This window comes from Niveibacterium sp. COAC-50 (assembly GCF_013184235.1).
Classification (GTDB): Bacteria; Pseudomonadota; Gammaproteobacteria; order Burkholderiales; family Rhodocyclaceae; genus Niveibacterium; species Niveibacterium microcysteis.
In genome coordinates, this window is record NZ_JABCJM010000001.1 from 809,056 (window position 1) to 834,385 (window position 25,330).

At 64.8% G+C, this 25,330-nt stretch carries 20 protein-coding genes and 1 tRNA gene; 10 read left to right on the forward strand and 11 right to left on the reverse strand.

The window, feature by feature from the left end; translation table 11 throughout:
• The first annotated feature begins 58 nt into the window (after window positions 1-58).
• Both lolA and HH302_RS03655 read left to right on the forward strand, forming a co-directional pair.
• Complete coding sequence (gene lolA / locus HH302_RS03650; protein WP_172198323.1) at window positions 59-676, forward strand: outer membrane lipoprotein chaperone LolA; 618 nt, start codon at window positions 59-61, stop codon at window positions 674-676.
• A gap of 113 nt (window positions 677-789) precedes the next feature.
• On the forward strand, window positions 790-2,112 hold the full coding sequence (locus HH302_RS03655) for a replication-associated recombination protein A (protein WP_172198326.1): 1,323 nt from the start codon (window positions 790-792) through the stop codon (window positions 2,110-2,112).
• On the opposite strand, the gene HH302_RS03660 is transcribed toward HH302_RS03655, so the two are convergent.
• The gene (locus HH302_RS03660; RefSeq protein ID WP_172198329.1) at window positions 2,106-2,369 is read right to left on the reverse strand and encodes a hypothetical protein; all 264 of its coding nucleotides are present in this window, start codon (window positions 2,367-2,369) and stop codon (window positions 2,106-2,108) included. The genes HH302_RS03655 and HH302_RS03660 overlap by 7 nt on opposite strands.
• A gap of 266 nt (window positions 2,370-2,635) precedes the next feature.
• Between HH302_RS03660 and serS the strand changes: the two genes are divergently transcribed.
• Complete coding sequence (serS, locus tag HH302_RS03665) at window positions 2,636-3,928, forward strand: serine--tRNA ligase (protein WP_172198331.1); 1,293 nt, start codon at window positions 2,636-2,638, stop codon at window positions 3,926-3,928.
• Window positions 3,929-3,992: 64 nt separating this feature from the next.
• Window positions 3,993-4,082: transfer RNA gene (locus tag HH302_RS03670), tRNA-Ser, on the forward strand.
• A 185-nt stretch (window positions 4,083-4,267) separates the two neighbouring features.
• On the opposite strand, the gene HH302_RS03675 is transcribed toward HH302_RS03670, so the two are convergent.
• Window positions 4,268-5,581 (reverse strand): DUF4397 domain-containing protein, encoded by a 1,314-nt coding sequence (locus tag HH302_RS03675; protein ID WP_172198333.1) that lies wholly within the window; start codon window positions 5,579-5,581, stop codon window positions 4,268-4,270.
• A 179-nt stretch (window positions 5,582-5,760) separates the two neighbouring features.
• On the opposite strand from HH302_RS03675, the gene HH302_RS22590 reads away from it, so the two are divergent.
• Entirely contained in the window at window positions 5,761-6,381 is a 621-nt protein-coding gene (locus HH302_RS22590) for a TetR/AcrR family transcriptional regulator (RefSeq protein WP_172198335.1), read from the forward strand.
• A gap of 109 nt (window positions 6,382-6,490) precedes the next feature.
• Here HH302_RS22590 and HH302_RS03685 read toward each other — a convergent pair whose 3' ends face one another.
• The 6 genes from HH302_RS03685 to HH302_RS03710 all read right to left on the reverse strand — a co-directional run bounded on the left by HH302_RS03685 (window position 6,491) and on the right by HH302_RS03710 (window position 14,880).
• The gene (locus tag HH302_RS03685; RefSeq protein WP_172198337.1) at window positions 6,491-8,032 is read right to left on the reverse strand and encodes a cryptochrome/photolyase family protein; all 1,542 of its coding nucleotides are present in this window, start codon (window positions 8,030-8,032) and stop codon (window positions 6,491-6,493) included.
• Window positions 8,029-8,181: a DUF2256 domain-containing protein gene (locus HH302_RS03690; RefSeq protein ID WP_172198339.1), complete on the reverse strand. Its 153-nt coding sequence runs from the start codon at window positions 8,179-8,181 to the stop codon at window positions 8,029-8,031. Before HH302_RS03690 ends, HH302_RS03685 begins: the two co-directional genes overlap by 4 nt.
• Window positions 8,182-8,184: 3 nt before the next feature.
• Entirely contained in the window at window positions 8,185-9,717 is a 1,533-nt protein-coding gene (locus HH302_RS03695; protein ID WP_172198341.1) for a cryptochrome/deoxyribodipyrimidine photo-lyase family protein, read from the reverse strand.
• A gap of 143 nt (window positions 9,718-9,860) precedes the next feature.
• Window positions 9,861-10,703 (reverse strand): DUF6671 family protein, encoded by an 843-nt coding sequence (locus HH302_RS03700; protein ID WP_172198343.1) that lies wholly within the window; start codon window positions 10,701-10,703, stop codon window positions 9,861-9,863.
• The gene (locus HH302_RS03705; RefSeq protein WP_172198345.1) at window positions 10,703-13,276 is read right to left on the reverse strand and encodes a YbcC family protein; all 2,574 of its coding nucleotides are present in this window, start codon (window positions 13,274-13,276) and stop codon (window positions 10,703-10,705) included. The genes HH302_RS03700 and HH302_RS03705 overlap by 1 nt, the downstream gene beginning before the upstream one ends.
• 26 nt (window positions 13,277-13,302) lie before the next feature.
• Window positions 13,303-14,880, reverse strand: coding sequence for an NADH-quinone oxidoreductase subunit L (locus HH302_RS03710; protein WP_172198348.1), 1,578 nt, complete (start codon window positions 14,878-14,880; stop codon window positions 13,303-13,305).
• Window positions 14,881-14,979: 99 nt separating this feature from the next.
• Here HH302_RS03710 and HH302_RS03715 point away from each other — a divergent pair, with 99 nt between their 5' ends.
• Complete coding sequence (locus tag HH302_RS03715) at window positions 14,980-15,858, forward strand: LysR family transcriptional regulator (RefSeq protein WP_172198351.1); 879 nt, start codon at window positions 14,980-14,982, stop codon at window positions 15,856-15,858.
• 194 nt (window positions 15,859-16,052) lie between these two features.
• On the opposite strand, the gene HH302_RS03720 is transcribed toward HH302_RS03715, so the two are convergent.
• Window positions 16,053-17,084: an ethylbenzene dehydrogenase-related protein gene (locus HH302_RS03720; RefSeq protein ID WP_172198353.1), complete on the reverse strand. Its 1,032-nt coding sequence runs from the start codon at window positions 17,082-17,084 to the stop codon at window positions 16,053-16,055.
• 237 nt (window positions 17,085-17,321) lie between these two features.
• Window positions 17,322-17,939 (reverse strand): TetR family transcriptional regulator, encoded by a 618-nt coding sequence (locus HH302_RS03725; protein ID WP_172198355.1) that lies wholly within the window; start codon window positions 17,937-17,939, stop codon window positions 17,322-17,324.
• A 186-nt stretch (window positions 17,940-18,125) separates the two neighbouring features.
• On the opposite strand from HH302_RS03725, the gene HH302_RS03730 reads away from it, so the two are divergent.
• The 4 genes from HH302_RS03730 (at window position 18,126) to HH302_RS03745 (ending at window position 24,527) form a co-directional block, all read left to right on the forward strand.
• Complete coding sequence (locus tag HH302_RS03730) at window positions 18,126-19,310, forward strand: efflux RND transporter periplasmic adaptor subunit (protein WP_172198357.1); 1,185 nt, start codon at window positions 18,126-18,128, stop codon at window positions 19,308-19,310.
• Window positions 19,311-19,321: 11 nt separating this feature from the next.
• On the forward strand, window positions 19,322-22,435 hold the full coding sequence (locus HH302_RS03735; protein WP_172198359.1) for an efflux RND transporter permease subunit: 3,114 nt from the start codon (window positions 19,322-19,324) through the stop codon (window positions 22,433-22,435).
• Complete coding sequence (locus tag HH302_RS03740) at window positions 22,432-23,859, forward strand: efflux transporter outer membrane subunit (RefSeq protein WP_172198361.1); 1,428 nt, start codon at window positions 22,432-22,434, stop codon at window positions 23,857-23,859. Before HH302_RS03735 ends, HH302_RS03740 begins: the two co-directional genes overlap by 4 nt.
• Before the next feature lie 167 nt (window positions 23,860-24,026).
• The gene (locus tag HH302_RS03745; protein WP_172198363.1) at window positions 24,027-24,527 is read left to right on the forward strand and encodes a GAF domain-containing protein; all 501 of its coding nucleotides are present in this window, start codon (window positions 24,027-24,029) and stop codon (window positions 24,525-24,527) included.
• Window positions 24,528-24,606: 79 nt separating this feature from the next.
• On the opposite strand, the gene HH302_RS03750 is transcribed toward HH302_RS03745, so the two are convergent.
• Entirely contained in the window at window positions 24,607-25,242 is a 636-nt protein-coding gene (locus tag HH302_RS03750) for an HD family hydrolase (RefSeq protein ID WP_172198365.1), read from the reverse strand.
• Window positions 25,243-25,330 lie beyond the last annotated feature (88 nt).

Below are 25,330 nucleotides of genomic sequence, written 5' to 3' on the forward strand. Positions count from 1 at the left end.
GGCCGGAGCCGCGCAGCGTGCTGCGCCTGCCGTTCGCGGTGAATGAGAGGATTACTGGATGCGGTATTTCAAAGTCGCCGCGCTGGTCGCGGCGTTTGCCTTTTCCGGGTCGTCGAACGCTGGCGGCCTTGATGACCTCAAGCAGTTCCTGACACAGACAAAGGCGGCGAAGTCGCGCTTCTCGCAGACGGTGGTCGGCCGCAATGGCAAGACCACCCAGAAAGCGTCTGGCACCTTCGTGTTCCAGCGGCCGGGCAAGTTTCGCTTCGTCTACGAGCAGCCCTACGCCCAGATCATCGTCGGTGACGGCCAGAAGCTCTGGACCTGGGACAAGGATCTGAATCAGGTCACGGTCAAGCCCGTGACGCAGGCGCTCGGTGCAACCCCCGCAGCCTTGCTGACGGGCGACGGTCAGCTTGAGCGCAACTTCGTGCTGAAGGACGCGGGTCAGTCGGACGGTATGGCCTGGGTGGAAGCCACGCCAAAACAACAGGATGCGGGTTTTGATCGTGTGCGCATCGGTTTCGTGGGCGGGCAGCTGCGTGGCATGGAAGTGCGCGACAACTTCGGCCAGACCACGCTGATCCAGTTTTCGAGTTTTGAGACCAACCCCTCGCTTGATGCCGCTGAATTCCGCTTCACGCCCCCCAAGGGGGCGGATGTGGTCGGTGAGTGAGCCGATGACCGGCACCGCGCTGTGCCGCTGCGACCGGAGCGCGCAGGTACGTCGCCGCGCCTCGATGACGGGTGCGACGCGCCTGTCCGCTGCGCTTAAGAATGGGGCAAGGCATGACGGCTGACCTTTTCTCGACGCCCAGCGAGAACAATGCGCCGCTCGCCGAGCGCCTTCGCCCGAAGACGCTGGACGACGTGGTCGGGCAGCGTCACCTGCTGGGGCCGGGCAAGCCGCTGCGGCTTGCAGTTGAGGCGGGGCGCCCGCATTCGATGATCCTCTGGGGGCCTCCCGGCGTTGGCAAGACCACGCTGGCCCGCCTGATGGCGACGCATTTCGACGCCGAATTCATCGCGCTGTCGGCCGTGTTCTCCGGCGTGAAGGAGATCCGTGAAGCGGTTCAGCGCGCCGAGATCCATCGGGCACAGGGCCGCCGCACGATTCTGTTCGTCGATGAAGTGCATCGCTTCAACAAGGCGCAGCAGGACGCGTTCCTGCCCTTTGTCGAATCAGGGCTCTTCACCTTCATTGGCGCGACGACCGAGAATCCGTCGTTCGAGGTGAATTCCGCGCTGCTCTCGCGGGCTGCGGTGTATGTGCTTGAGAGCATCAAGCCAGAAGACATGCAGGCGCTCTTCGTGCGCGCGCAGCGTGATGCGTTTGCGGATCTGTCGTTCGACGCCGAGGCGCTTGAGCGTCTCGTCGGCTGGGCTGATGGCGATGCGCGTCGCTTTCTGAACGTGCTGGAAACGCTGCGCACCGCGGCCGAGGCGAGCGGCCTGACTGACGTTACGGCCGAATTCGTGCAGAACACGCTCGCGCAGAACCTGCGGCGTTTCGACAAGGGCGGCGATGCGTTCTACGACCAGATCTCGGCCCTGCACAAATCGGTGCGTGGTTCGAATCCGGATGCAGCGCTCTACTGGCTGGTGCGCATGCTCGATGGTGGCGCCGACCCGCTCTACTTGGGGCGCCGCGTCGTACGCATGGCCGTTGAGGACATCGGCCTCGCTGATCCGCGCGCGCTGACGATGAGCCTTGAGGCGTGTCAGACCTTCGAACGGCTGGGTTCCCCCGAGGGTGAGCTAGCCCTGGCTCAGGCCGTGATCTACCTTGCCTGTGCAGCGAAATCCAATGCGGTTTACATGGCCTACAAGGCGGCGCGCAAGTTCGTCAGTGAAGACATTAGCCGACCAGTGCCGGTGCACCTGCGCAACGCGCCGACCAAGCTGATGAAGGAGTTGGGCTACGGCAAGGCTTATCGCTATGCTCATGATGAGCCAGAAGCCTACGCCGCGGGCGAGGACTACTTGCCCGAAGGGATGGCCGCGGTCAGTTGGTACGACCCAACTGACCGCGGGTTGGAGGCGAAGATCGCCCAGAAGCTCGCATACCTGAAGGGGTTAGACCGCAACGCACGAGAGGCGGAGGGTCAATGAGCGAGCGGGTGCGCGGCTTTAAACCGCGCATACACGTGTGAAACGTGTTCGGCTTTAGCAACCTGGCCGCCGGTTCGTGCCTGCTCGATCATGTCTTCCATCACGTGATCAATCAGCAGCACACCGGAAGACGTCTGTACCAGTCCGCAGGCAATGTGCGCAGCCACATCGTGCGGCAGGTGCTCATGTTCCGCGAGCAGATCAACGTCGTCTTCGGTCAGGTCGCAGTAATCCAGGCAGTCGCGCAGTGACAGCATGCCTGCTCCTCCGTTGGGTTGGGCGGATCGTCTTCGTGCGATCGGCGCCATGATTAAGGCTAGGTGAGGCGGCCCCTAAAGCAATGCATCTATTTCTATCGGTTGTTTGTAAGTCATTGAAAATACAAATAAAATAGTGCGCCGCATCAATTGCAGCGAGATTCTGAAATTCCTAGTCGGATCACTCGCTTGCGGCGCATCCCTGCGAAACCACCCCAGCTTCGGGGCATAATTCGCTGATAGCAAAAGAAAATCAGGATTCGGACATGCTCGATATTCAGCTACTGCGCACCCAACTCGATACCGTTGCGCAGCGCCTCGCCGCCCGTGGCGTTACCTTTGACAGCGCCAGCTTCCAGGCCATGGAGGATGAGCGCAAGCAACTGCAGACCCGCACGCAGGAACTGCAGGCCAAGCGCAACAGCTTGTCGAAGCAGATCGGCGCACTCAAAGGGAAGGGCGAGGATGCCTCCGCGGTGATGGCGGAAGTTGCCGGCCTGGGCGATGAACTCAAAGCGAACGAGGCGGCGCTCGCCGCACTTCAAGCGCGTCTCAACGATTTCCTGATGCGCATCCCGAATCTGCCGCACGACTCTGTTCCGCCAGGCAAGGACGAGACGGAGAACGTCGAGGTTCGTCGCTGGGGCACGCCGGCGCAATTCGATTTCGAGATTCGCGATCACGTTGATCTCGGGGAGCGCCTCGGCCTTGATTTCGACACGGCAGCGAAACTGTCCGGCGCACGCTTCGCGCTGCTCAAGGGCTCGATCGCCCGTCTGCACCGCGCACTTGCGCAGTTCATGCTGGATACACATACCAGCGAGCACGGTTACACCGAGTGCTACACACCCTACATCGTCAATCCCGATGCGCTCTACGGCACAGGCCAGTTGCCGAAGTTCGCCGAAGACATGTTCCGTGTTGAAAAGGGCGGTGCTGAGAACGTCGTTACGCAGTACCTGATTTCAACATCGGAAATCTCGCTCACGAACACGGTGCGTGAATCGGTGTTGCAAGCCGAAGAGCTGCCGATCAAGTTGACCGCGCATTCGCCGTGCTTCCGCTCCGAGGCGGGTTCCTACGGCCGCGATACCCGCGGCCTGATCCGCCAACACCAGTTCGACAAGGTTGAGATGGTGCAGATTGCGCATCCAGACAAATCCTATGACGCGCTCGAAGAGATGGTCGGCCATGCAGAGAAGATCCTGCAACGCCTCGGCTTGCCCTACCGCGTCGTCGCGCTTTGCGCTGGCGACATGGGTTTCTCGGCCGCCAAGACCTATGACCTCGAAGTCTGGCTGCCTGCCCAGAACACGTATCGCGAAATCTCGAGTTGTTCAAACTGCGAGGGCTTCCAGGCCCGCCGCATGCAGGCGCGGTTCAAGAACGAGCAGGGCAAGAACGAACTGGCTCACACGCTCAACGGTTCGGGCCTCGCGGTCGGACGAACCCTGGTGGCGGTGCTGGAAAACTACCAGCAAGCAGACGGCTCGGTAAGCGTGCCGGAAGCACTTCGTCCCTACATGGGCGGCGTCGAAGTTCTACGCCCCGCAAATTAATCGGCCGGAACGCTAGCCAAAACGAAAAATCGCTGTATAATCGTGGGCTCGATTTCGAGACCGCGGAGAGGTGGCAGAGTGGTCGATTGTACCTGACTCGAAATCAGGCGTACGTGCAAGCGTACCGTGGGTTCGAATCCCACCCTCTCCGCCACAGATTCAACGAAGACCCGCATAGCCAAGGCTTTGCGGGTTTTTTGTTTCTGGCGGCCCGCCAACGTAGTCCCGTGCGGCTTCAGGTATTCGGCCCGCGCGTTGGTCAATGAGGGGCGGTATCAGAAGTGCTGGCCTGCCGTTGCTTGCGTAGACGGCAGGCCAAGTGCACCGTACTGGTCGGCCTTAACGATCAGTCAGCAATTTCAGAGCCAGTGGATTTGCGGCCCCGGTCGCGGTCGAGCCGATCGCGATTGCGGTGTAAACCTTGCCTGCCTCAAGTGCCAGGCTGGGCGAGGTGAGGGCGGTGGTCGCTGTTCCGGCTACGTTCAGTTTGAAAACGTAGTTGCCGGGTGGCACCTCGAGGTAGGCGCTGGCGGCCTTGAAGGGCACGTTGCTGAGCACCTTGGCGTCATTGGCGAGCACGTCGACGTTCGGCGCGTCGGGCGACGCATGGATCACCCGGATTCTTGCCTTGTCGGCAACCGTGGTCCGGTCGTCCTCCAGCACCAACGGTTCAATGCTGGCCAGCGGGCCAACCGCGAAGATCGAGTAGGACTTCGCGCGTGCCAGCGCGGCGTCTGCGTTGATCACGGTGGTCGTCGTGTTGGCAGCATTCACCTTGAAGTTGTAGTTGCCGGCCAGCAGGCTCAGGTAGCCCGAGTCAGCGGGAAACGCGACGCTGCTGAGCACCTTGGCGTCATTCACCAAAACATCGACTGCCGGTGCGTCAGGTGAGGCGTGCATCACGCGCACCTGGGTTGTCGCATCGGGTAGTTCGAGCTTGGGCGCGGCGCTGTCGCGCGTCAGCACGAGCAGGCTCACTGGCGAGTGCCCGCTGGTATCCGGCACGGCTAGCGCAACCAGATCCATACCAGCGGCAAGGCTGACCGTGCCCGAGTCATAGGCCACCGTCTTCGTGCCGGCGAGCGTGATCCGGATACGGTAGTCGCCGGCTTGCACCTGCAGCGCATCGCTGACCGCCTTGTAGGCCGCGTTGGCCACAACCGGCGTCGCGCTGGCGAGATCCGCGCTTGGCGGTGTCACGTAGATGTCGACAGCCGGTACCGCGGGCGAGGCATGGCCGGCACGCAGTTTCAGCTTGCCGCTATCGGGCGCGGTGCCGCTCTCGCTGATCACCAAGGGCTCAACGGTGCCACCCGACAGGCTGCCAACGGCGACGACGGTGGTGTAGCTGTCGGCAGTCAGGTTCAACGTGGCCTTGATGACCTGCGGCGTCATCGCGCCTGCGGGCGTGACGATGACTTCCGGGCTGCCGGCGTCGACCTTGAGGAAGCTGGTGGCGTCCTTGTAGGCAACGCCGCTCAGGGCTTTTGCGCCAGCGAGATACACGTCGACCTTGGGGGCGTCTGCGCTGGCATGCACAACACGCAGGCGGGCTTCTGGTTTTGCTGGCGCCGGTGCGGGGTCGTCGCTGCCGCACGCGGCGAGCAGGGCGACGGAAGACCCGGCGACCAGCCAGGAACGGATCGAAATCATGGGCACTCTCCGTTGATGTTTCGGTGTGGGTGGTGGGGTGCGAACCCCGTTTGTGCACTGCGCAGTGCACGGAAGTACCGGTACGTTGCGATTTATACTCATCAGTCACAAAATATACAAGTAGAGTTTTATGTGACTCTTTAGGTGGATTTCGGACCGCGCCGCGCTAGAATTGCGCCATGACTGCCGCTGCTCCCACCCGACCCAGCTTCAAACAACGCCAGTTCGAGGCGCGTGAAGACGCGATCCTCGATGCCGCGCATGAGCTGTTGGCGACCAAGGGTTACGACCAGACCACCGTCGACGAAGTGGCTGCCGCGGTCGGTATCGCCAAGGCGAGCCTCTACAAGCACTTCCCGTCGAAGGAGGTGCTTGCGACGGCGGCGATGAAGCGCATGATCCAGCGCGCGCTCGCGTTCATCGATGGCCTGTCGCCATCGCTCTCGGCCGACGAGTCCCTGCGTGCCGTGCTGGAATGGGCCTTGCGCCTGCGCCTGGCCGGTGGGCTTCCGACGCTGCCATCAAGCAACTCAGCCTTGGTGGCCGCACTCACGCAGGACGAAGCCTATGTCGCACTGGTGACCGAGCTCACCGGGCGGCTCGGGCTATGGGTGCAGTTCGGAAAGGCCCTGGGGAAACTGCGCGCGGATCTTCCGGATGAGGTGATCCTGCTCTCGTTCTATGCGCGCACCTGTGACCCCGCCATCGACTTCCTGAAGCGAGGCGGCACGATGGATGACGAGACGATCGTCCAGGCGATGCTCAAGCTCTTCTTCGATGGAGTGCGCCGAAGCGCTTAGCGGCGCCAGTACGAACCGTTCGCACTGCCTTGCCGGCAGGGGGCCGGTTCTCGCCTCCAGCAGCGCCAAGGCTGAGCGCTGCTCAGTGCGATCACGATCCAGCCAGCGATCAGATCGTATCCAGCCCCCTCTTCAAGCTACTTGCACGCGCCTGCAGGGCGTCGAGCTGCGGCTCTGCCATCTTGCGCAGTTGGCGATAAACCATACCAAGCCGTGGGTTGTGGCCAAGCGTGGCTTCATGCCGCGCAAAGAAGTCCCAGTACAGCGCGTTGAACGGACAGGCGCGTTCCCCGATTTTCGCCTTCCTGTCGTAGTGGCAACCCTTGCAGTAGTCACTCATGCGGTCGATGTAGGCGGCGCTGCTGACATAGGGTTTGGTGGCGAGCCGGCCGCCGTCGGCGAACTGGCTCATGCCCACGGTGTTGGGCAGTTCCACCCACTCGAAGGCGTCGATGTAGATGCCGAGGTACCAGCGGTGCAGGGCGGCCGGGTCCAGCCCGGCGAGCAGCGCGAAGTTGCCGATCACCATCAGCCGCTGGATGTGGTGCGCCCAGGCATCGTCGAGCGACTGGCCGATTGCGCGTTGCAGGCAGCGCATGCGGGTGCGGCCGGTCCAGAACCATTCGGGTAGCGGCGTTTGGTGGCCCAGGGCGTTCTGCGCTTCGTAGCCGGGCATGTGGGCCCAGTAGAAGCCGCGGACGTACTCGCGCCAGCCGAGTATCTGCCGTACGAAACCCTCCACCGCCGCGAGCGGCGCATGGCCGGTGCGGTAGGCAGCTTCGGCCGCGTCGATCACCTCGCGCGGATGCAGCATCTTCACGTTCAGCGCGAAGGAGAGCTGCGAGTGAAAGAGGCGCGGGCTGTGGCTGCTCATCGCATCCTCGAATTCGCCGAAGTGGGGCAGCGCTTCCGCGATGAAGTGTTCGAGCCCGGCGAGCGCCTCGTCGCGGTTCAGCGGCCAGCGGAAACAGTCGGCCTGGGGCGCGCCGAAGCTGCCTACGCCGGCGGTCTCGATCATCTGCCACAGCGCGCGGTGGTCGTGGCTGGGGCGCGTGTCGGGCGGTGGCGCCGGCGTACCGGGCCAAGGCTTACGGTTTTCGGCGTCGAAGTTCCATTGCCCGCCCTCCGGCTCGCCGGTGGACGTGAGCAACACCCGGTGCCGTTGGCGCATCGCCCGGTAGAAATGCTCCATCAGCCATTGCTTGCGACCACGGAAGTGCTGTGCCACGGCGTCCCGCGGGGCGAGGAAATGCTCGCTGTCGACCGCGCAGGTCTCGAAGGGCTGCGCGGCTGCCCAGTCGCGCAGCTGGGTATCGAGCCGCCATTCGTCGGGGGCCTGCCATTCGAGGCCGCTCGCGCCGTAGTGCCGCATCAGGGCGGCGAGGTTGTCGGGGATCGACTGGCGGTTGCTCGGGTCGTCCAGCGCGATGTAGCGCACCCGGTGGCCGGCTTCGCGCAACTGGCGCGCGAAGTCGCGCATCGCGGCGAAGATCGCGAGGATCTTCTGCGCGTGGTGCTGCACATAGTCGGTTTCCTGCCGCACCTCCATCAGCACATGCACCACGCCAGGGTCGCGCTGTGCAAACCAGCTGTGGCGAGGGTTGAGCTGGTCGCCCAGGATCAGCCGCAGGGTCTGGGCCGGTGCGCTCATGCCCTGGCACTTTCGTTGTGGCGTGCGCGGCGACAGCGGTCCGAACAGAACTTCACCGTTTCCCAGTCGCGAGCCCATTTCCTGCGCCAGCTGAAGGGCAGGCCGCAGTGCTGGCAGGTCTTCTGCGGCAGATCGTGCTTCTTGCGCATCGGTCAGAAATCCAGTTCCTGCTGGCGTGCTGGGTTGCGGGCCGCGGGCTTGCGCGGTGCAGCTCGGCGTAGGCGCGAGCCGTGTTTCTCGACGATCGCCGCCTTCGCTTCGCGAACCTCTGCACGCGCTCGCAGCGCGTGCACACGGGCCTTGGCGGCTCGGGTGGCGGATTCCAGATCGACCACCGGGGCAGGGATGTTCTCGCCCACCCGCACGCCGCAGCGGGCCTGCACATCGGCCGGCATACGCCAGGGTTCGAACAGCCACGCATCGGGCACGCGGCGCATGGCCGGGAGCCAATGGCGCACGAAGCGGCCTTGCGGATCGTGATCGCGTGCCTGCTTGACCGGGTTGTACACCCGCGTGGTGTTGATGCCGGTGGTGCCCGCCTGCATCTGCATCTGGCTCCAGTGGATGCCCGGCTCGTAGTCGATGAACTGGCGCGCCAGCCACAGGCCCACCGGCCGCCAGTGCAGCCACAGCGGGTAGGCGGCCACCGACACCAGCATCGCGCGCATGCGGAAGTTGAGCCAGCCGGTCTCGCGCAGCATCGCCACGCAGGCATCGACCATCGGCCAGCCAGTGCGGCCGGTGGTGAGCGCGGCGAAATGGGCCTCGTTCCATTCCGCTTCGCGCAGCCCGTCGTAGCCACGGTGCAGGTTGCGGAATTCGAGTTCGGGTTCGGATTCGAGTTTCTGGATGAAGTGGCAGTGCCAGTGCAGGCGGCTCAGAAACGCCGCGAGTCCCTGGCGCTGCCGGCCGTCCTCCGGCCCCTGCAAGGCCCCGATGCGGGCGCGGGTGGCCTGCACCACCTCGCGCATGCTCAAGCAGCCGAGCGCGAGGTAGGGCGAGAGCCGCGAGCAGGCAGTGGGTGCGCCCAGGGGCGAGGAGATGCCGCCGCGGTACTGCCGGCTGCGCTCGTCGAGAAACGCCTGCAGCACTGAGAGCCCCTCGTTGCGACCGCCGTGCTGGCGCAGTGGCGGGGCGTCGTCGGCGAGGCCAAACGCGCCACCTGCGGGCCAGCGCCCGGTCGGCCAGGGCGGAAGCCGGCCTTCGATGTGTGTGGGCTCGGGCAACAAGGGCGCCTCCATGTGTGCCTGCCAGTGCGCATGCCATACGTTGCGGGTCCCCAGCCGCCTCACCACGCCGTGTTGTGGCCACTCGCGCCAGACGACGCCGCTGGCGACGCTCCAGCGCGCGATGGCCTTGTCGCGTTCGAAGGTGTGGCCGTTACCGGTCTCCTCATGCGAGACCAGGGTGTGGAACGGGGCGGCGGCGTGTAGCCGGGCGAGTACCTCGGGCACTTCGCCGATCGCCAGTTGCAGTTCGGCGCCGCGGTGGCGCAACGCGCGGGCGAGGTCGCGCAGGCTCTCCTGCAGGAACAGGTAGTGCTGCAGGGCGTAGTCGGGTTGCGCCCACAGGCTGGGCTCCAGCACATACAGGCACAGCACCGGCCCTTGCCGGGCGGCGTGGGCCAGCGGCGCATGGTCGGCGAGCCGCAAGTCACGCTTGAACCAGACGACGGTGTAGCTCATGTGGGTGTGCAGGGGCGAGTCACGTTGGAGTGCGTGTGACACCGCCATCTACCGGCAGGTTCGGTCGTCGATCAGGCTCAGGCGCTTGCTGCGCCCGTTGAGCCGCGAGTTGTGGCGGTCCGGTGCGTGCGGGTGGGCGGACCTCAGGGGTTACAGAAGGCGCAGTGCTGCGGCTCGGCGAACTGGCGATCGGTTCGCGGTCGTGTTTCGCTTTGCGTGCAGCGAAGGCATTGCCAGGTTTCGCTGCGGTAGCTGCTGGTCGGCAGCCCACATGCCGCGCACGGCAGCCCGGCCTGTTGTGCGGTGACCCAGTAGCCCGGCGTTGCACAGGCTGGGCACAGCGACTGCAGGCGGCGCAACAAGTCCTCGGCGGCCTTGCCGATCTGTTGCATCCGGCTCGGGTTCGCGAACGCGCGCAGATCGGTCTCTGCAAACACTTGCCCGTTGCTCGCCTTGGCCTTGCACGCGTCAAAGTGGCGCTTGAGGGTCGGCCAGTCGGCGATGCCTTTGTGATGCCGCGGGTCGTCTTGATGCTGCGGGCGTAGCACGAGCTGGTGGGCGGGGAAGTCTTGCTTCGTCGCGAAGGCTTCAAGTGCCGACCATTCGGCGGTGCGTAGCGTGCCGCATCGTGCCGGCCCCTGGGCGATGCCGACGACTTCCACCTCTAGCCGGTCGTCGATCAGCACCAGCATCTCTGTGTTCCAGGTGAAGAGGCCGGTGAAGGGATCAGGCCCGAAGCTACCTTCGCTGGCGAGCCCGATCTGCGAGCCGGAGAGCGACATGCCGATTCGTGCCTTCTTGCGCGCCGCCTCGAGCTGGCTACCTTCGCGTGGGGTGTCACGCGTGAAGGTGCCGAGCTGGTCGGTATCGAAACCGCTGATGCGCTCGACCTTGCAGCCGAGCGCCGGTTCCAGCACCGGCGCGATGACCGCTTCCTTGCCGTGCTGGGTGAGGAGGGCGAGGCGCTGCCCTGCGTAGTGCGACATCAGGCCCCCTCCAGCCCGAGCGGGAGCCATTGCCCATGCGTGTAGCGTTTCAGCGCGTCGTTGCCGAAGTGCCACAGATGCAGCCAGCCGTTATCGAGCAGCTGGCGCACGACGGCGTGCTTGGCGATGACCTGCTCGATGGCCGCCTGCGGCGCATCGATCAGCACGGTCAGGCGAAGCGGCTCATGCACCCAGCGCTCACCGTCGTGCAGCGATTGGCGGGAGAGCCCGATTCTCAGATCGCCACCGTTGCCCTCGAATACGCCGATCGATCCGCCGACCACGTTGTGCAGCACTTTGTTGCCGCTACCCAGGTGCTGCGGATCGCAGGTGGAGGCGTGGTACTGCCAGTTGATCCAATGCGTTACCAGCATCGGTGCGGTCATCAGCAGTTCCAGCACGCTGCCGTCGGCATCCTGCTTGGCGTCGTAGTCGTGCAGGAAGCTGCGGCCGTCCAGCACGATGCCACGGGTACGGTGCCGCGGCGCGATGACGAACGCGGCGTTGCCCGCGAGGCCCCATTCCGGCCGTGTCTGGGCGCCGTCGTTGGCGCGCCGGCGCAGTTGGGTCAGCAGTTCATCCTGCGGTGTTGTCGGATCGAGCCCGAGCCTCGGCGCACGCTCGCGGCGTACCAGGTCAGACGCTTGCGAGAAGACCACTTGCAGTTGATCCCAGCGTGCGCGGGCGTCGGCGGGCAGAAGATCGAGGTCGAAGCCCTCGATCTCGTCGGTGGTGGTGTTGTGCAGCGCGGCGACGAAGCGCGTCTCCGCGGGAATCGCAATGCCGCGCGCCAGCAAGCCGGCCCGCACCGATTTCTCGTTGAGCAGCAGCACCAGGCTGCGCGCGTTGACCTCGCCGGTCTGCCCGCAGCAGGCACCGCAATCGAGCGCGGCAGCATGCGCGTTGTTGGTCGACTGACTGCCGTGCCCGACCAGCAGCACCAGGGGCGCAAGACCGTGTTCGAGCCCCATCGCGTGCAGTACGCGGGCCGCGAGCGCTACCTTCGTGTCGACATCCAGCGCGTTGAGCTGGGGTCTGCAGACGGCGCGATAGCGGTGCGGCAGGCCGGCCAGATCATCGCGCTGCCGGGCCTGTGCCGAGGGCCGCAGCCATTGCCCGAGCTTGCCGAGGTAACCGGCACCGGCCGCTTCGACAAACGAGAAGGCTGCGCCCGGCCACCGACTGGCCGCTTGCCACTGCGCGGCGAGGCCAAGGCGCGCGCGCCGGCCACTCGCGGCGGCGGCCTCGGCGGCCTCATCGGGCTGGCCCGTCTCGCCGGGGGTGGCGTAGATCCGATCGGTGACTTCCATCGCCGGAGCGAGCAGGCCGGGGAGTTGGGGCCGGCGGGCGGCGCTGGCCAGCGGGGTGTATGCGACCGGTAGCCCGAAAAAGCCGGCGAAGCCGATCGTCTGCACGGCAGGCCAGACTGCTTCGAGGGCGCGGCGCATCGGTTCGCTGCGCACATCGATACAGAAGGCGGCCTGTACTTCGATCTTCTGCTTGGCAGGCGTCTTGCTCGTCGTGGCGGTGAGTTTGTGGGCCAGTTGGCGCTGGTAGCCGGCTTCGAGCGCGAGTTGCCAGACTTCGTCGGCCAGCAAGCCCGCTTCGCTTTCGTCGAGCAACGCCGCGGCGCGGTGCCACGACGCCTGCAGCGCAGCGAAGGCGAGCCGCGTGCTGGCGTCGTCCTTGCAGTCGAGCAGCACGGCGCCCCAAGCGAGCCGGATCGCGAGCAGATCGCGCAGGTTCGGGTCGTCACGCCCCTTCAGGCCGGCTTGCCAGCCCTGGTAGGCGCACCAGGAGGCCCAGCCGTTTACCGTCAGCAGCACCGCTTCCAGATAGTCGGCCCAGACGGATTCCGGCAGGCCGAGCTGGCGCAGCGCCCAGCGTTCGGCGTCCAGCCGCGTGGCGGGCAGCACGTCGAGCCGGCGGCCCAGGTCGGGCAGCCCCATCAGCAGGCCGATGCCGTGGTCGTGCTGCAGGGTGTCGCGCCAGAAGGCGTACAGCCCCTGATCGCGACTCGGCTGCCAGTCGGCCTGGTGGGCGTCGAAGTAGGCGGCGCAGGTCTGGCTGACCTGGTGCGTGATGGCCTGACGCCAAGAGAGCCGCGTGTGCCGTGCCGGATCGTTGTCGAGGGTGTCGATCAGGAGCGGCAGCCGGGCGGGCGTCCAGTCGCTTTGCAGCGCCTCGATGCACTGTTGCGCGCTGAGCATGCCGGCCGCTTCAGGCAGATTCGACAGCGCGTAGTCGAGATCCGCGCGGGTAATGCGGCCTTCCTCCCAGGCTTGCCGCTGCGATTCGCGCGACGGAAACACCCGGATATCGCCGAGCACCGCCATGCGGGCGGCCACGCGGCGCAGCGGCATACCGATGCGCGACCAATGCGGATTCACCGCGATCGCCCGATCCAGCGGCCAGGCGGGCGCAATCGCACGACAGGCTTGCGCGCAGGCGGATTCGATCTGCTCGTTGATGAGTAGATCGTTCTGCGCTGATCCGGTTTCAGCCCGCGCGCCCGCAAGGTTGTTCGCGAGACCGTTCGGCCGTGCCTGTTCAGTAAGTTGCAGCGTATCCATGTTGATCTCCTGCGAGGGGTGTGGGGTCAGGCCTTGGCGCCAACGGCGCCGTTGCTGCGGCTGCTGTGGCGCTCATGTGACGCGGGTGCCCAGCGCGTTGGCCAGAGCCACAGGGCGAGTCGGGAGTAGGACTCGTCGAGGTAGAGGCCGGCGTAGCTCCAGCGCCGGCTGCGCGCGAGTGCCGCCGGCCGGAGTTGAAGTGCCACCAGCCAGCCATGCAGGCAGACCATGCCGAGCAAGGCAATAACACCCGTCGCGGTATCGGGGCGATCGATTGTCCCCAGCGGGATCGCGTGGGCCAGCATCGCCAGCGCGGTAAGGCCAACCACCATCACAACGCCGGCTGCGTAGTGGCGCAGGGTCTGACGAAGGGTTTGGTCGCTTGCTTGAGGCAGCCACAGCAAGGGTGCCCAGGCAAGGGCCAGAAGGAGGCTCCACCACCACGGCCAGGCGGCATCGCGGAACAGTGCGAGTACCGCGAACACGCCCGTGGCAGCCAGTACTGGCGCGAGCAGCAGGCTCAACGGCGTGGGCGTGCGTGCATCGTGCAGCGCCTGGATCCGTGTGTGTTGCACTGCCGTCGAGGCCGACAGGAAGGTGTGCGCCTTGTACAGCGAGTGGCCGATCAGATGCAGCGCCGCGAGCGTGTAGAGACCGAGCCCGCATTCGAGCACCATGAAGCCCATCTGCGCCACGGTGGACCAGGCGAGTCGAACCTTGATGCTGATCCGGGTGAGCATGACCAGGCCGGCGAGGATCGCCGTACCGAGGCCAAAGGCCACCAGCAACCAGCGTGCGGCGGGGGCGTGCTCCAACAGCGGCGAGAAGCGGATCAGCACATAGCCGCCGAGGTTTACAACGCCGGCGTGGAGCAGGGCGGATACCGGTGTCGGCGCCTCCATCACCTGGATCAGCCAGCCATGAACCGGCAGCAGCGCGGCACGGAGCACCACGGCGAGCACCAGGCACACCGCGCTGAACTGCAGTGCAGCCGAGGCACCATCCTGCGCGAGATGTGTCCAGAGCGCCGAGAGCGAGCCGCTGCCCACGGCCCACCACGCCAGTGCCGCGGCGGCGATCAGCAGCGCATCGGCGAGGCGATCGGCGAGCCGTTTCTTGAAGGCTGCGAGTTGGGCGAACGGGCGATCGGGGTAGAAGCACAGCAGGTGCTGCAGCGCCACGCCGACCAGCGCCCACGCCGCGATCAGCACGAGCCAGTGGTCCGCGAGCAGCAGCAGATGCACCGCGGCCAGCACGCCGGCGAGCGCCGCAAGGTAGCGCTGTTGGCCCGCCTCACCCTGCAGGTAGCGCGACGAAAAGGCGCCGATCAGGGTGCCGAGCAATTGCACCAACACCGCCAGCCAGCCGCCCAACACGGGGGCCGCCAACCAGGGCGAGATGAATGTGGCCGCGCCGGCGGCCGAATTGCCGCGCAGCACGAGTCCGATCGCCGCGGCGAGCAAGGCACCCAGCGATAGCGCGAGGAAGCCTTGCCACTGTCGAGCCTGCTGAACCTTGGGCAGGAACGGCAGCAGCACGCCGATCACCATCAGGGCGACTGGCAGCAGAAGGCTGAAGGTCAAAACACTCGGGAGCAGTTCCATGGCAGCTTTTCTTGATTCGAAAACTGTCCGGATCTTGCGTTGCGGTAGTTGTTCTGTAAATTACAATGATTCGAACGAAACAATCGCAAAAACAGAACAATGAAGCTGGAACTGCTGAACTTCCACCACCTGTTTTACTTCTGGCGGGTCGCAAGGCTTGGGCATCTCACGCGCGCTGCGGCCGAGCTTCACACGTCGCAATCGGCGCTGTCGGCACAGATCCGCCAATTTGAGGATCGACTCGGCGAGCCCCTGTTTACGCGCCAAGGGCGGCGGCTGCAGCTCACCGACACCGGGCAGCTGGTGCTTTCATACGCCGAAGACATCTTCGGCCTCGGGCAGGAAATGCTGGGGCGCCTCGACGGGCGCAGCGAGGGCTTGACGCGGCTACGGGTGGGCAGCGTCGCCACCCTGTCGCGCAACTATCAGGAGAACTGGATTCGCCCGGCGCTGGCCGATCCTGGCATGGTGCTGACGCTTGAATCGGGCGTGCTGGAAGGCCTGCTGACCCGCTTGCTCCAGCATCAACTCGATGTGGTACTGGCGAACGAGACGGTGCCCTCGGATGCCGACCGGCCGCTGCATTGCCGCTTTCTTGGCAGCCAGTCGATCTCGCTCGTGGGGCCCGCCAGCATCTGGAAAGGTCGCACGTTGCGGATACCGGAAGACCTCGACGGTCTCGATATCGCGCTGCCGGGGCCAAGGCATGCGTTGCGCGCCCAGTTCGATGCGCTCTGTGCGTCGGCCGATGTGCGGCCACGCTTGCGCGCGGAGGTGGACGACATGGCCATGCTGCGCCTGATCGCGCGCGATAGCGGATGGCTCACGGTTCTGCCCGAGGTTGTGGTGCAGGACGAACTGCGGGCCGGGGCGCTGGTGACGGTCGGCCAATCGACGCAGTTGCAGGAGCGCTTCTACGCCATCACCACGCCACGTCGGCATCGCATCGAAGCGTTGGAGCGATTGCTGTCGCAATGAGCGACCGGCGCGGCAGCGCCTTGGGTACTGCCGGTTGGTTGGGGGCAGGCAAGCGGTGACAGGCCGGAAAAATGTCGCCGCAGTGGCCCGCGCGATGCGTTTGCCGCAGCCGCCAGCGCTGGCCGCAGGGCGGGGCGCTCATCGCACGCCGCCCTGCCACGAAGTCTTTGCTGCTGGCGTCGGCTAGCAGCAGCTTATTTTGCAAACCTCAGGATCACCGGCCCTTTGTGGATCGCGTGCCGCACTTGAGAATTGTCGAAGGCCGCAAAGCCGAAGTAGTAAGCGGCGTCGAGGTCTTTGAACTGAACGTCGTAGGGTGAGGCGGTGGTCAGCTTGCGCGCGACGACATAGGTCCATTTCCCGTCCGCCCATGCGCCCGCACCGGCCAGGTTGCCGCGATCGCCGGTGAACTTGCTCACCAACACGGAAGCGACCTCGTCACCTGCAACGAACTTCGAATCGTCGAACGGCACGCGGTCTTCCAGCTTGATCCAGTAGGTACCGCCTTTATTGGCCGCCTTGCCGTCCTTGTTCATGAACTCCGGCTTGCCGTTCACCAGCTTGACTTCGTTGTAGCCGCCGCCGGTGCTGGCGTCGGACTTGCGACCCGAGTCCGGCGCTTTGTCCTTGTCGTAGCGGGTGCTGTCGACATACTGGTTGTCCGGCTGGCCGAGCGATACGCCGCCGCGGACGCTGCGCATCTGCCAGATGTCGCCAATTTCGCCCGAGTTCTTGGTGTACTTGTTGCCGTATGGCTTGGTTGTGACCTCGTCGTGGCAGGCGGCGTAGCAGCCGCGTTTCTTGAAGCCGCGGATCGAGGAGTCATCGATATTCCAGAAGATCGCCCACTTGTCTTCATAGAAACGGTTGTTGTCACCACCCTTGTCGTTGGGGTCGGTCAGCCGCTTCCACGAGCCATCGCTCTGCTTCTGGTAAGGGCTGTAGCGATAGGACTGAGTTGGATCGTCGTAGCTGAACATCAGGTAGAGCGTATCGGCCGTATAGACGGCCTTGATGTTTGCGGTGGTCTTGCCGTCCGCGAAGCCCGATCCGCTATGCATATGAATCGTGACCGGCTTTGCCGCCGACCATGCCGGGTCTGCAGCCAGTTTTTCGAGAACCGGCCCTTGTTCGACCTTTTGGGCAACCAGGAATCGTTCGGCGCTGGCGTCAAGAGATATCAATAAAGATGCCGCAACCAGGGAATGCTTGAGGAGCGTTTTCATTTGGAAATGTCCGGTCGGCTGAGAAATCTGATCAATCAAGGCTATGCCCTTGCTGAACCGGAACGTTGAGCGGTATCAATTGTCACGGGCGCGACAATGTGCTTGTGTGAGCGGCTTGCCCAGCACTGCACGGTCCGCTGTGCTTTGAGTTCGGAAACGCGTGTTGCTGGGGCGTGCGCGATCAGCAACGAACCGCTGGCGGGGGGCTCGGCGCCGGTATGGCGCGCCGCGGAGAGGCTAGGTCCGGCGCAGCGCGATGTGCGTGCGGATCATGTCGCGGGCGGCGGTGCGGAACTCGTTGTCCTCGCGATCGACGATCCAGAGGCGAACCAGGCCGAACAGGAAGGCATAGGTGTCGCGCGCCATGGCGTGCGGGTCCAGACTGGCGCGCAGGCCGCCCTTTTCGGCTGCTTTCTGATATGCGACGCGGAGCCGTTCGCTCAGGTCGTGCGAGCGGCGCATCACGCATTTCAGCGCATCCCCAAGCTCGCCGGTGTACTCGCACTTGTTGATCAGCACTTCGAAGGTCTGACGCGTCGTCAGATCCGATTCAAGGCGCTCCACATAGGCCATCAGGAAGCATTCGATCGCACCGAGCGGATCGGAGCCGGAATCAACCTGCAGCGCAGCCTCGAGCACATCCATCAGCGGCATCGCGACGTCGTCACGCAGCGCAACGAAGAGTTGGGCCTTGTTCTCGAAATGCCAGTAGACCGCGCCGCGGGTGACCCCAGCGGCTGATGCGATCTGCTCCAGCGATGTGCGACTGACACCGCGTTCGGAAAACACATTGCGTGCGGCGTCGATGATGTCGCGCCGCGTCTGTTGCATGTCTTCCTTGGTCCTGCGTGCCATGTATATCCCACCAGAGCGATTGCTTGTAATTATACATCCGTGAATGTATAAATTCGGCTTTCCTAGATTGGCCCATGCGTTACGCCGCAAAAGGGCCGGCAGCGCCGCACCAGAGCCGCTAGGCTGAGTCTACCGCTCGGCCCATGTGGCGCGGCCTGAAGCACAAAACCCCTCGAGGAGCTCCGGATGTCCGTCCGTCGCATGATCCCGCCGCACATCCGCGGCACTTTTGTACCCGCAATTTCCGCGATTTCTCTGGTGCTGGCATTGGCCGCCTGCACCGCCAAGGATCAGGCCGGGGGCCCGCCATCCGGACCGATGCCGGTTGGTGCCATCGCGGTGGAAGCGACCAGTGCGCCGGTGTGGGTCGAGGCGGTTGGCCAGACCGAAGGCGCGCGCGAAGTCGAGGTGCGGGCCCGCGTTGGTGGTGTGCTGGTCAAGCGTGGCTATGAGGAAGGCAACGCGGTGCGGGCCGGACAGTCACTGTTCGAAATCGATCGCGCGCCGCTTGAGGCGGCGCTCTCGAGCGCGCGCGCCCAGGCCAGCGACGCAGCGAACAAGTTGGAGCAGGCCACACGTGAGTTGGCCCGCACGCGCGGCCTGTCCACGCAGGATGCGGTGGCGCGGAAGGAACTGGATGACGCCGTAACCGCGGAAGCCACCGCCCGGGCGCAGCAGCAAGCGGCCCAGGCGAGCCTGCGCACGGCGGAGCTCAGCCTTGGCTATGCCGCAGTGCCGGCGCCGGTGGCGGGTATCAGCGGGCGGGCGTTGAAGTCGGAAGGTAATCTGGTGGCGGTGGGCGACAGCCTGACGACGGTGGTTCAGCTCGATCCGATCAAGGTTCGCTTTGCGCTTTCCGATGCTGATCAGGCGAACTTCCCCGGCGGCCACTTCGATCCGCGCAAGGTGCAGGCGGTGCAGATCGTGTTGCCGGATGGCTCCACCTATGGAGCCAAAGGCGCGCTCGACTTCGCCGCGACACAGATCGATCCGAAGCTCGGCACCCGCTCGCTGCGTGCCGCATTCCCCAACCCCGATGCTGCGGTGCTGCCGGGCCAGTTCGTTCGCGTGAAGTTGCAGGTCGGCACCCGCGAGGGCGTGTTCCGCGTGCCGCAGTCGGCAGTGGTGCAAACCGACCAGGGTTTTATCGTGATGACGGTGGGTGAGGGCGACAAGGTGGCGCCGCGGCCAGTGCAAGTCGGCAACTGGGACGGCAAGGACTGGATCATCACCGGCGGCCTGAAAGCGGGCGACCAGGTGATCGTGGATAACCTGATCAAGCTGCGACCCGGCATGCCGGTAAAGCCGATGCCGCCGGGCGCCATGCCACCCGGCGCGCCCGGTGCTGCTGCCGGCAAGAAGCAAGCTTGAGGGGCTGATCGATGTTTGCTCAGTTCTTCATTCGAAGGCCCATCTTCGCGACGGTGATTTCGTTGATCATCGTCATCGCGGGCATCGTGGCGGCGCGCGCGCTGCCGATTTCGCAGTATCCGGCGATCACACCGCCAACCGTGCAGATCATCGCCTCCTACCCGGGCGCATCGGCCGAAACGCTCGCGCGCACCGTGGCGGCGCCGATCGAGGAGCAGCTCAACGGGGTCGAGGGGCTCGTCTACTACACGTCGAGTGCAAGTTCGAGCGGTTCGCTAACGATCACCGCGACCTTCGAGGTCGGCGCCAACCCGGATTACGCCACGATCAACACCAACAACAAGGTCAACGCGGTGCTGCCGCGTCTGCCCGACGACGTACGCCGCAACGGCGTGATCGTGCAGAAGAGCTCCACCGAGATCCTGTTGGTCGCTTCGCTGGTGTCGCCCGACAAGTCACGCGACGCGCTGTTCCTGTCGAACTATGCGTCGCTGAACATTGTTGATGAGCTCAAGCGCACGCCAGGTGTCGGCAGCGTCACGATCTTCGGCGCGCAGGACTATTCGATGCGCGTGTGGCTCAAGCCGGATCGCATGGCGCAACTGGGTGTCACCACTGCCGATATCGCCGCCGCACTTGCTGCGCAGAACGCGCAGTACTCGGCGGGCAAGATCGGCGCTGCACCCGCGGTGCCCGGTCAGCAACTGGCCTACACGGTCACTGCGCGCGGCCGTCTGCTTGAGCCCGCGCAGTTCGGCAACATCATCTTGCGCGCCGGTGGGCCTGACGGCTACCTGCGCCTGAAGGACGTCGCGCGGGTGGAACTTGCCGCGCAGAACTACGACGCCTTTACGACGCTCGACGGCAATCCGTCGATCGGTATGGCGATCTTCCTGCAGACCGGCGCCAACGCGCTGGATGTGGGCAATGCCGTGAAGGCCAGGATGTCGGAGTTCGAGAAGACGCTGCCCAAGGGCGTCGCGTACATGATTCCGTACGACACCACGGTGTTCGTGCAGGCATCGATTCACGAAGTCGTGATGACCTTGCTTGAAGCGAGCTTGCTGGTGATCGTGGTGGTCTTCGTGTTTCTGCAGAGCTGGCGCGCGACGCTGATTCCGATGCTGGCGGTGCCGGTATCGCTGATCGGTGCCTTTGCCGGCTTGTGGATCTTCAACTTCTCGATCAACACGCTGACCTTGTTCGCGATGGTGCTGGCGATCGGCATCGTCGTGGACGATGCGATCGTGGTGCTGGAGAACGTTGAGCGTTTGATGATCGAGAAGGGGCTCTCGCCCCGCGAGGCGGCGGCGGAAGCGATGCGCGAGGTGGCCAGCGCGGTCGTCGCGATTGTGCTGGTGCTGTGTTCGGTGTTCGTGCCGGTGGCCTTCCTCGGCGGCATCGCGGGCCAGCTCTACAAGCAGTTTGCGGTCACCGTTGCGGTGTCGGTCGTTATTTCGGGCCTGGTCGCGCTGACCCTCACGCCTGCGCTGTGCGCACTGCTGCTCAAGCCCATGCATGAGGAAACGCGTGGTTTCTTCGCCGGCTTCAACCACTTCTTCGCACGCTTCACGCGCAGCTACACCGACACCGTGTCGTTCACGCTGCGGCATCGTGTGGCATCGGTGGCTGGTTATCTCGCGGTGATCGTGATCGCCGGGCTGCTGCTCGCCCGTATCCCCGGCAGTTTCGTGCCGCCGGAGGATCAGGGCTATGTGTTCGGTTCGGTGATCCTGCCCGATGGCGCGTCGCTTGAACGCACCGCAAAGACCGGCGAGGCTCTGCGCCAGACGCTGCAAAAGCACCCGGCGGTTGAGCATGTGTTTGTCGTGAACGGTTTCGACCTGATCGGCGGCGGCAACAAGAGCAATACCGCGACCGTGTTCGTGCGCCTGAAGCCTTGGGACGACCGTACTGCAACGACCGACGACATCGTCAAGACCGTGTTCGGCGCCGGCATGATGCAGAAGGACGGCATGGCCATCGCCTTCAACCCACCGGCGATCCGTGGCCTCGGCGCGGCGGGGGGCTTCGAGGCCTACGTGCAGAGCCGCGGGTCCGATGACCCGAAGCGGCTGCAGGAGGTGATGGGGGCTTTCGTCGAGGCGCTCAAGCAGAACAAGCAGCTTACCGGCATCAACACCTTCTTCCGCCCGACTTCGCCGCAACTGCATGTGGAAGTGGATGAAGACAAAGCGCTCGCACTGGGCGTGCCGGTGGGGGATGTGTTTGTCGCGCTGCAGAGCACGATCGGCACCTACTACGTGAACGACTTCAACAAGTTCGGTCGTACCTACCGGGTACAGATGCAGGCCGATGCGCCTTACCGCATGAAGCCGGAAGACGTGGGCCGCGCCTGGGTGCGTGCGAGCAACGGCAACATGATTCCGCTCTCAGCCCTGACGCGCACCACGCGGATGACTGGCGCTGAGACGCTCGATCGCTTCAACGGCTACCTCGCCGCCAAGGTGCTCGGCAACGGCGCACCGGGCGTGAGTTCGGGCGAAGCGATTCGCATCGTCGAGGCCACTGCGGCCAAGGTGTTGCCAGAGGGCTACCAGCTTGCCTGGACCGGGCAGGCCTATCAGGAGAAGCGTACCGGCTCGACGTCGATCGCGGCCTTCGCCTTCGGCCTGATCATGGTCTTCCTGATTCTCGCTGCGCAGTTCGAGCGCTGGTCGTTGCCGCTCGGCGTGGTGATGGCGATTCCGTTCGCGATGCTTGGTGCGCTGGTCGCAATTCTGGTGCGCGGCTTCCCGAACGACATCTACTTCCAGATTGGTCTCGTCGTACTGGTGGGCCTCGCGGCGAAGAACGCGATTCTGATCGTCGAGTTTGCCTCGCAGCAGATGGAAGCCGGCATGAACGCCATCGATGCCGCACTCGAAGCGGCCCGGCTGCGTTTCCGGCCGATCGTGATGACCTCGCTCGCCTTCGTGCTCGGCATGGTGCCGCTTGTCTTCGCCACCGGTGCGGGCGCGGCGGCACGCCGTTCGATGGGTACTGGCGTGTTCGGCGGCATGATCGCAGCCACCTTCATCGCCACGCTGTTCGTACCGCTTTTCTTCATCTGGCTGACTGCCCGCCACAAGGTGGTCGCCCGCAATGCCGGAGACAACGCATGAGCGCCCGGATGACCCTGATTGCAGCGGCGCTGTTGAGCCTGACTGGCTGCGCCGTCGGCCCTGACTACCAACGTCCGCAGGCTGTGCTGCCGGAGCAGTTCGCAAGCGCGCCAGCGGGTGCCGCCAACGACGCAGCCACGCTGGCCGATGGCTGGTGGCAGGCGTTTGGTGACGCGGAGCTCAATGGATTGGTTGAGCGCGCGTTGAAGGATTCCGCCGATATCCGGATTGCGCTCGCGCGCATCGAGCAGACCGACGCCGTGATGCAGCAGGCGGGTGCCGCATTCTTTCCGGAGATCGACCTCAACGGAAATGCTTCGCGTATCTCGCCCAGCCGCGCCACCTGGACTGCCAACAAACTGACTCCGCGGCCGTATAACGACTTCAAGCTCAACGGCCTGATGGTGGCGTATGAGCTCGACTTCTGGGGCAAGTTTCGCCGTGCTCGTGAGGCGGCGATTGCCCAAGCCAGCGGCAGCCGGCTCTATCGCGACACGGTGCGGCTCACGCTTGCCGGCAGCGTCACCAGTGGCTACGTCAGCCTGCGCAGCCTTGATACCCAACTTGCCAGTAGCCGCGCCAGCCTGAAGACCCGCGAAGCGGCCGTCGCCATTGCGCAGCATCGCTACGAGGCCGGCAAGGTCTCGGCGCTGGACGTGCAACAGGCAGAAAGCGCACGCGCTGCGCTGGAAGCTCAGGTGTCGGTGCTGACGCAGCAGCGTGAGTTGCAGTTGCACCAGTTGGCGCTGCTCGTCGGCGCGCCAGAGCTCGAAATCGCGCCGCGCGACGACCTGCGCACCTTGCCGATGCCGCCCGTGCCACCGTCCGGCCTTCCGGCCGATCTCCTCGACCGGCGGCCAGACGTGCGTCAGGCAGAGCAGTCCTTGATCTCGTACAACGCGCAGATCGGCGTCGCCAAGGCGGCGCTCTTTCCGAGCATTTCGCTGACAGGCTTCTTCGGCGGCGAGAGCGCGGACCTCTCCAACCTGTTCAAGTCGAGCGCGAGCCTGTGGACCGCTACGGCAATCGTCAACCTGCCGGTGTTCGATGCTGGCTACCGCCTGGGTAAGCTGGATCAGGCGACCGCAGTGCAGAAAGAGGCCCTGGAGCAGTACCGCAAAACCGCCCAGACGGCCTACCGCGAAGTGCTCGACGCGCTCGTGAGCCTGCGTCAGACGGCGGTCACTGAACAGGCGCGTGAAGCCCAGATGAAGGCCGCCGCGAACGCTGAACGAATCTCCCGCGCACGTTACGAGGCCGGGTCCGCCGCGTTCCTGGAATTGCTGGATGCCCAGCGTTCGAGCAACGATGCGCAGATCGCCTTCATCCAGGCTCGCGAAGCGCGGTTGAACGCTTCGGTTGCCTTCTTCAAGGCGCTTGGCGGCGGGTGGGGGACCGGTACCGGCCCAGTGGCACAACGCTAAGTTGTTGGGCTGGCCGCCGCGAGCGGGAAGGGTCCGACCGCGGCGCGAGCGCCCGATACGGCGATCGCGGGGCGCCACGCCAGGGCTCAAGGGCGCTGGCGTTCTTTCCGTTAACCCATGCATGCGAGGGGCTGCCGCTTGCGGCCCCTGATGAGTCTGGGGTTTTCATGCAGCGACCCGCCACACCGCCCGACGAGGCGCAGCGACTTCAAGCGCTGCGCGATTTGTTGGTACTTGATACCGAGCCAGAGGAACGTTTCGATTCGATCACGGCTTTCTGCGCTACGGCCTTTCGTGTGCCGATTGCACTGGTCAGCCTGATTGACGCGGACCGCCAGTGGTTCAAGTCCAGGCAGGGCTTGGATGCGTGTGAAACCGGGCGCGACATTTCATTCTGCGGCCACGCGATCCTCCAGGATGATCCGCTCGTCGTGCCCGATGCGCTGGAAGACCCTCGGTTTGCCGACAATCCCCTGGTAACCGGGGAGCCCAAGATCCGCTTCTACGCCGGGATGCCGTTACGTTTGAGCTCAGGCTTTCGCGTCGGAACGCTGTGTCTGATCGACCGTAAGCCGCGCCGCCTCGAGCCCGAGGATCTTGTCCTCTTTCGCGATCTCGCGCGTTTGGTTGTTCGCGAGCTTGAAGCTCAGCCGGGCGAGCGCGCCTGACGCGCTGCGGTCGCAGTCCGCATTGGCCCGCGCGGGGGGCCGTAAAGCAACTCATTGTGGCGAGCAGCCCGTATCGGGCTTACTCGGTGCTGCGGTCTTTTGCGCGGGCGAGATAGCCCTTGCCAACGGCTTCGTCGATGACACCGCGAGCGTAGTCCCAGAGGCGTGACGATCCGTCTGCGATGACGTGGTTACGCGCGAGCACCTTGTCGGCCGTCACACCATTCGCCTGCCACGCGCGACCCTGGGTGTGCAGGTTGTGCAGCATCGGCATCAGGCGATCCAGCGCATTGGCGAAACGAGCGTCGATCGTTTCTGCGGCCTCGAACTCGTCCCACAGCGCGCGCAATTGGGCGCCCGTGTCTTGCGGTAGCAAGCCAAACAGCCGATCGGCAGCAGCGCGTTCTCGGGCTTCCTTGTCCGCGTGCGCTGCGGTGTCGTAGGCGAACGTATCGCCCGCATCGATCTCCACGATGTCGTGCAGCATCAGCATCATTGCCGCGCGGGTGGCATCGACCGGCGCGTTGGCGTGTTCGGCCAGTACAAGCGCCATCATCGCGACATGCCAGCTGTGCTCCGCCGAGTTCTCCCGGCGTTCTTCGTTCAGCAGCCAGCTTTGCCGTAACACACTCTTGAGCCGATCAATTTCGAGGATGAAGCGGATCTGGGCGTCCAGGCGTGTCTGGATATGAAGACCTCTATCGCGTTGGGGCATTCGGGTTCTCGTCGTCGGCGAACCAAAATTCAGCTCGTGGGGGTAAGTGGTGCCTTTGTGTCATGGTCCCAATCCGTCGGGCGAACCT